Genomic DNA, 6,486 nt, shown 5'->3' on the forward strand with positions numbered 1-6,486 from the left:
GCACCCATTTGGAGATGTCCGTCATGAAGATCGGAGAACTGGCGAAACTCACCGACTGCGCCGTGGAAACCATCCGCTACTACGAGCGCGAAAACCTGCTGCCGGAGCCGGCCCGCAGCGACGGCAATTACCGCGTCTACACCCAGGCCCACGTCGAACGCCTGACCTTCATCCGCAACTGCCGCACCCTCGACATGACCCTCGAGGAAATCCGCAGCCTGCTGGCCTTGCGCGACAGCCCGCAGGATCAGTGCGAAAGCGTCAATGCGCTGATCGACGAACACATCCACCACGTCAAGGCGCGGATCGATGGCTTGCTGGCATTGCAAACACAACTGCTCGACCTGCGCCAACGTTGTGGCGAAGGGCCGGACATCGAACAGTGCGGGATTTTGCAGCGGCTGGAAGTCAGCGGCGGGGTTGTGGCGACGGAAGTTGAGCATTCCCACGTGGGCCGCAGCCACGGGCATTAAGGGCGACGCATAACCAATGTGGGAGCGGGCTTGCTCGCGAAGGCGGTGTGTCAGGCAACATTGATGTCGACTGATCCACCGCTTTCGCGAGCAAGCCCGCTCCCACATTTGGTCGGTGTGAAGGCTTACACCGCCATCGGCGCGGTCATTGGGGCGTGGTGTTCGTAGCCTTCCAGCGAGAAATCGCTTGGCTCGATCAACTCCAGCCATTCCGGCTGGTACACGCCGGTCTTGGCAAACTCCGGCACACGGTCGCTGATCACCAGTTTCGGCATCGGGAACGGCTCGCGTTTGAGCTGTTCGTTGAGCATGTCCAGGTGGTTCTCGTAGACGTGTGCGTCGCCGATGAAATAGGTGAACCAGCGCGGCGTGTAGCCGGTCAGGCGCCCGATCAGGCTCAGCAGCGCGGCGCCTTCGGTGAGGTTGAACGGCGTGCCCAGGCCTAGGTCATTGGAGCGGATGTAGAGGGTCAAAGAAATCTCTTTGGTCTCGACATTCGGGTGGAACTGGTACAGCAGGTGGCACGGCGGCAAGGCCATTTCATCGAGCTGGGCAACGTTCCAGCCATGGAACAGGATGCGGCGGCTGCCCGGGTCCTTGATGATGGTGTCGACGCACTGGCGAATCTGGTCGATCGCCTTGTACAGCACCACATAGGCCTGGCCGTCTTCTTCGCCTTCAGCAATCTGCCGATAGCCTTGCTTCAGCGTCTGCTCGATGGCGGCCTGATTGCTCACCGGAATCTGCTTGTACGCCGGCCATTTGCGCCATTGCACGCCGTAGATTTCGCCGAGGTCGTCTTCACCCTGACGGAACGGGTTGGCCAGCCACTGGGCGTTTTCGTTGGCGTTCTGATCCCAGACCTTGCAGCCCAGCGCGCGGAATTCGGCGGCGTTGTTCACCCCACGCAGAAAACCACACATCTCGCCAATGGCCGATTTGAAGGCCATTTTGCGCGTGGTGATTGCCGGGAAACCTTCCTTCAGGTCGTAACGCAGCATCGCGCCCGGGAAGCTGATGGTGTTGACGCCGGTGCGGTTGGCTTGTTTGGTGCCGTTCTTGATGACGTGGGCGACCAGTTCGAGATATTGCTTCATGAATTACCTGTGTCCTTGAACCCGGAGCCGTCGCCCCGGGGTTCGAATTTATACGGCTGCCGCTGGAGTCGCTGGAGCACGGCGATACGCCAGCCAGATCAGGAACAGCCCGCCGACGATCATCGGCACGCACAGCACCTGACCCATGGTCAGCCAGTTCCAGGCCAGATAGCCCAGTTGCGCATCCGGCACGCGGACGAATTCGACGATGAAACGGAAGATGCCATAGAACAGCGCGAACATCCCGGACACCGCCATGGTTGGCCGCGGTTTGCGCGAGAACAACCAGAGGATGGCGAACAGTGCCACGCCTTCCAGGGCGAACTGATACAGCTGCGACGGGTGACGCGCCAATTGCGCCGGATCGGTCGGGAAGACCATCGCCCACGGCACATCGGTGGCCTTGCCCCACAATTCGGCGTTGATGAAGTTGCCAATACGTCCGGCGCCCAGACCGATCGGCACCATCGGTGCGACGAAGTCCATCAGCTGGAAGAACGACTTGTTGTTCTTCTTACCAAACCACAACGCGGCCAGCATCACGCCGATGAACCCGCCGTGGAACGACATGCCGCCCTTCCACACTTCAAAGATCAACAGCGGGTTGGCGATGTAAGCACTCAGATCGTAGAACAGCACATAACCCAAACGGCCGCCGACGATAACGCCCATCGACATCCAGAAGACCATGTCGGAGAGTTTCTCCTTGGTCCAGGTCGGGTCGAAACGGTTCAACCGGCGCGACGCCAGCAGCCAGGCGCCGCCGATGCCGATCAGGTACATCAGGCCGTACCAGTGGATTTTCAGCGGACCGATGGCCAGGGCCACCGGGTCGATCTGCGGGTAAGGCAGCATTGCGACTCCTCGTTAGAGTTTAAAGCTTCAAAATTCCCGGGCGACGCTGCCACCTCAGGATTAAGCCAGGATTGCGCCGCGTGCTAGAGCAGGAAGCTCAGGCCCACGCAGAACAGCAAAGCGGCGAACAGTCGTTTCAGCAAGCGCGGCGACAAATTGTGCGCCAGCCGCGCACCGAAGCGGGCGAAGACCATGCTGGTCAGGGCGATCCCCAGCAACGCCGGCAAATAAATAAAACCGAGACTATGGGCCGGCAGCAACGGATCGTGCCAGCCCAGAATCATGAAACTTAATGCACTGGCCAGGGCGATGGGCAGGCCGCAGGCCGACGAGGTCGCCACCGCTTGCTGCATCGGCACGCTGCGCCAGGTCAGGAACGGCACGGTCAGCGAGCCGCCGCCAATCCCGAAAATCGCCGAGGCCCAACCAATCACAGTGCCCGCGAGGGTCAGACCGACTTTCCCCGGCACCGTTCGGCTGGCCTTGGGTTTGAAGTCCAGTGCCAGTTGCACGGCGATGATCAGCGCAAACACGCCAATGATTTTTTGCAGGTTCGGCCCGGAGATCGCTTCAGCGGTCAGCGCGCCAAACCCGGCGCCGATCAGAATGCCGAGGGTCATCCAGGCGAAGATCGGCCAGCGCACCGCACCGCGGCGGTGATGCTCGCGCACGGCGTTGACCGAGGTGAAGATGATCGTGGCCAGGGACGTACCGACCGCCAGGTGGGTCAGGATCGACGTATCGAAACCCTGCAAGGTGAAACTGAACACCAGCACCGGGACGATGATGATCCCGCCGCCGACGCCGAACAGCCCGGCCAGCACGCCTGCGCAGGCGCCCAGCGCCAGATAGAGCAAAAATTCCATGGTGTTTCCCCGCCCATCCCCAAAACCGGAGCGGCATGGTAACGGATGCACGGCCTCAAGCTCTACTGTGCAAGGCGATGGATCGACAGACGATGACTGCGTAGAGTGGGCAAAAAACACACAAGGACCACCTTATGTGCCTGATTGTTTTCGCCTGGCGACCCGGCCACGCGCAGCCGCTGATCGTCGCCGCCAACCGCGACGAGTTCTACGCCCGGCCCAGCCGGCCCCTGGCGCAATGGCCCGAAGCCCCGCACGTCCATGCCGGGCGTGACCTGGAGGCTGGCGGCACCTGGCTCGGTGTCGGCGCCAATGGGCGTTTCGCCGCGCTGACCAATATCCGCGACCCTCATCAACCGCCCGCGCGAAAGTCGCGAGGGGAGCTGGTCGCGCGATTTCTCACCGGCGACATGCCGATTGATGACTATTTGAACGACGTTGTCGGACGTTCGGTGGAATATGCCGGGTTTAACCTGTTGGTCGGCAATGCCAACGAGCTGTGGCACTTCAATGCCCGGGAGACTGAGGCGGTGATGTTGCCGCCGGGGGTTTACGGGTTGTCGAACGCCGGGCTGGATACGCCGTGGCCGAAGTTGCTCAAGGCGCGGGCTGCGTTGGAGGAAGTGCTGGACGATCCGCAGCCAGAGGCGCTATTGGCGATTTTGCACGATCCGCAGGTGGCGCCGTTTGCCGAGCTGCCGGACACCGGGGTGGGCCTGGCGACCGAGACGTTGCTGTCGAGTGTGTTTATCGCCAGCCCGACGTATGGGACGCGGGCGAGCACGGCATTGATTGTTCAGGCGGATGGCACGCGGCATATGGTCGAAAGGAGTTTCGGGCCGTATGGCGGGCATCTTGGGGAGGTAGAAGTCAGGGTTTAGAGAGGTGTTGTCTGATCTGACGCCTTCGCGGGCAAGCCTCGCTCCTACAGGGAGGGTGTGAACCTTGTAGGAGCGAGGCTTGCCCGCGAAAGGGCCATCAGCCTTTTAAAGGGTCTTGACCGAAGCCGGATTGATCATCCGCGCCAACCCAAGGTTCTTCAGCGCCAGTTGCAGCGAGCTGTGGATAACTTGCGGGTTGTCGATGGTCATCAGCTCCGCCAACAGTTCCTTGGCCCGGCTCAGGTTGATCTGACGCAGCATCCACTTCACTTTCGGCAGGTTGGTGGCGTTCATCGACAGGCTGTCGAAGCCCATCGCCATCAACAGCACCGCCGCTGCCGGGTCACCGGCCATTTCGCCGCAGATGCTCACCGGCTTGCCTTCGGCATGGGCATCACGCACCACGCTCTGAAGCGCTTGCAGGACCGCTGGGTGCAGGTAGTCGTAGAGGTCAGCCACTCGCGGGTTGTTTCGGTCCACCGCCAGCAAGTACTGGGTCAAGTCGTTGGAACCGACCGACAGGAAGTCCACTTGCCGCGCCAATTCCTTGGTCTGATACACCGCCGCCGGAATTTCGATCATTACGCCAATCGGCGGCATCGGCACGTCACAGCCTTCATCGCGCACTTCGCCCCAGGCCCGGTGAATCAGGTGCAGGGCTTCTTCCAGCTCGTGAGTGCCGGAGATCATCGGCAGCAGAATCCGCAGGTTGTTCAGGCCTTCGCTGGCCTTGAGCATCGCGCGGGTCTGCACCAGGAAGATTTCCGGGTGGTCGAGGGTGACGCGAATGCCGCGCCAGCCGAGGAACGGGTTGTCTTCCTTGATCGGGAAGTACGACAGCGACTTGTCGCCGCCGATGTCCAGGCTGCGCATGGTCACCGGTTGCGGGTGGAACGCGGCGAGTTGCTCGCGATAAATCGCCAGTTGCTCTTTTTCACTCGGGAAGCGCTGGTTGATCATGAACGGCACTTCGGTGCGGTACAGGCCCACGCCCTCGGCACCGCGCTTCTGCGCCCGCGCCACGTCCGCCAGCAGGCCGGTGTTGACCCACAACGGCATGCGGTGGCCATCGAGGGTCACGCACGGCAAGTCCCGCAGCGCATCCAGCCCGAGGGCCAGTTGCTTCTCTTCCTCGACCACTTCGGCGAACTGCTTGCGCAGCACTTCGCTGGGGTTGGTGTAGACCTCGCCGTGGTAGCCGTCGACGATCATCTGGATGCCGTCGACTTTCGAATACGGCAGGTCGACCAGACCCATCACCGTCGGGATGCCCATGGCGCGCGCCAGGATCGCCACGTGGGAGTTGCCGGAACCGAGTACCGAGACCAGACCGACCAGCTTGCCTTCCGGGACCTCGCCGAGCATGGCCGGCGTCAGTTCTTCGCTGATCAGAATGGTGTTGTCGGGGTAAACCAGGGTCTGCTGCCGCTCTTCCTGCAAGTACGCCAGCAAGCGCCGACCGAGGTCCTTGACGTCCGAGGCGCGCTCACGCAGGTAGGCGTCGTCCATCAATTCGAAACGATTGACGTGCTCGGTGACCACCTGACGCAACGCGCCCTGGGCCCACTGGCCGGTCTTGATCACGGTAGTGATTTCGCTGCCGAGCGAGGCATCGTCGAGCATCATCAGGTAGACGTCGAACAGCGCGCGCTCTTCCGGGCGCAGCTGGTTCGCCAGTTTGGCGGACAAGGCACGCATGTCGGCGCGCACGCCTTCGATGGCGGTCTTGAACAGCCCGAGCTCGGCCTCGATGTCGGTGATGGTCTTGTCCGGCACCACGTCCAGATCGGCCGGTGGCAGCATGACCACCGCCGTCCCGACCGCCGCACCCGGCGAACCCGGCACGCCGACGAACTTGGCTTCCTGGATGCCTTTGCCCTGACGGCCCAGGCCACGGATCGAACCGGTGGCCTCGGCGTGGGCGATAACACCGGCGAGCTGCGCGCTCATGGTCACGAGGAAGGCTTCTTCACCTTCATCGAACTGGCGACGTTCTTTTTGCTGGATGACCAACACGCCGACGACGCGGCGGTGGTGAATGATCGGCGCCCCGAGAAACGAGGCGTAGCGCTCTTCACCGGTCTCGGCGAAGTAGCGGTAGCGCGGGTGATCCGCGGCGTTTTCGAGATTGAGGGGTTCTTCACGCGTGCCGACCAGGCCGACCAGACCTTCGTTGGGTGCCATGCTGACTTTGCCGATCGAGCGCTTGTTCAAGCCCTCGGTGGCCATCAGCACGAAGCGGGTGGGCTCAGGGTCAAGCAGGTAGACCGAGCAGACCTGGCTGCCCATGGCCTCTATGACGCGCAACACAATA

Annotated in this window: 6 protein-coding genes; 2 read left to right on the plus strand and 4 right to left on the minus strand. The window is 62.1% G+C overall.

Annotated features, from left to right (window positions below; translation table 11 throughout):
* Nucleotides 1–23 precede the first annotated feature (23 nt).
* Nucleotides 24–473 carry a Cd(II)/Pb(II)-responsive transcriptional regulator gene (cadR, locus tag ACIPL2_RS06955; RefSeq protein WP_401354269.1) on the plus strand — a complete coding sequence of 150 codons (450 nt, stop codon included), beginning with the start codon at nt 24–26 and terminating at the stop codon, nt 471–473.
* 125 nt (nt 474–598) lie between these two features.
* Here the strand turns inward: cadR and ACIPL2_RS06960 are convergent, their stop codons facing one another.
* The 3 genes from ACIPL2_RS06960 to ACIPL2_RS06970 all read right to left on the minus strand — a co-directional run bounded on the left by ACIPL2_RS06960 (nt 599) and on the right by ACIPL2_RS06970 (nt 3,291).
* A complete protein-coding gene (locus ACIPL2_RS06960) occupies nt 599–1,570 on the minus strand; it encodes a thymidylate synthase (protein ID WP_401354272.1) in 972 nt (323 codons plus the stop codon).
* Between the two features lie 48 nt (nt 1,571–1,618).
* Nucleotides 1,619–2,425, minus strand: a complete 807-nt coding sequence (lgt, locus tag ACIPL2_RS06965) for a prolipoprotein diacylglyceryl transferase (protein WP_401354275.1) — start codon at nt 2,423–2,425, stop codon at nt 1,619–1,621.
* Nucleotides 2,426–2,508: 83 nt separating this feature from the next.
* The gene (locus ACIPL2_RS06970; RefSeq protein WP_401354278.1) at nt 2,509–3,291 is read right to left on the minus strand and encodes a sulfite exporter TauE/SafE family protein; all 783 of its coding nucleotides are present in this window, start codon (nt 3,289–3,291) and stop codon (nt 2,509–2,511) included.
* 134 nt (nt 3,292–3,425) lie between these two features.
* On the opposite strand from ACIPL2_RS06970, the gene ACIPL2_RS06975 reads away from it, so the two are divergent.
* Complete coding sequence (locus tag ACIPL2_RS06975; protein WP_401354280.1) at nt 3,426–4,172, plus strand: NRDE family protein; 747 nt, start codon at nt 3,426–3,428, stop codon at nt 4,170–4,172.
* Nucleotides 4,173–4,277: 105 nt separating this feature from the next.
* Here the strand turns inward: ACIPL2_RS06975 and ptsP are convergent.
* Nucleotides 4,278–6,486, minus strand: a 2,209-nt coding sequence (gene ptsP / locus ACIPL2_RS06980) for a phosphoenolpyruvate--protein phosphotransferase (RefSeq protein WP_401354283.1), incomplete at its 5' end; no start/stop codon positions are given.

Source organism: Pseudomonas sp. NPDC086251, assembly GCF_044746405.1.
Classification (GTDB): domain Bacteria; phylum Pseudomonadota; class Gammaproteobacteria; order Pseudomonadales; family Pseudomonadaceae; genus Aquipseudomonas.

Bases quoted from the DNA above. Each gene is read 5' to 3' on its own strand.
- ACIPL2_RS06975 (WP_401354280.1), top strand. From the start codon at position 3,426: ATGTGCCTGATTGTTTTCGCCTGGCGACCCGGCCACGCGCAGCCGCTG.
- cadR (WP_401354269.1), top strand. From the start codon at position 24: ATGAAGATCGGAGAACTGGCGAAACTCACCGACTGCGCCGTGGAAACC.
- ACIPL2_RS06970 (WP_401354278.1), bottom strand. From the start codon at position 3,291: ATGGAATTTTTGCTCTATCTGGCGCTGGGCGCCTGCGCAGGCGTGCTG.
- lgt (WP_401354275.1), bottom strand. From the start codon at position 2,425: ATGCTGCCTTACCCGCAGATCGACCCGGTGGCCCTGGCCATCGGTCCG.
- ACIPL2_RS06960 (WP_401354272.1), bottom strand. From the start codon at position 1,570: ATGAAGCAATATCTCGAACTGGTCGCCCACGTCATCAAGAACGGCACC.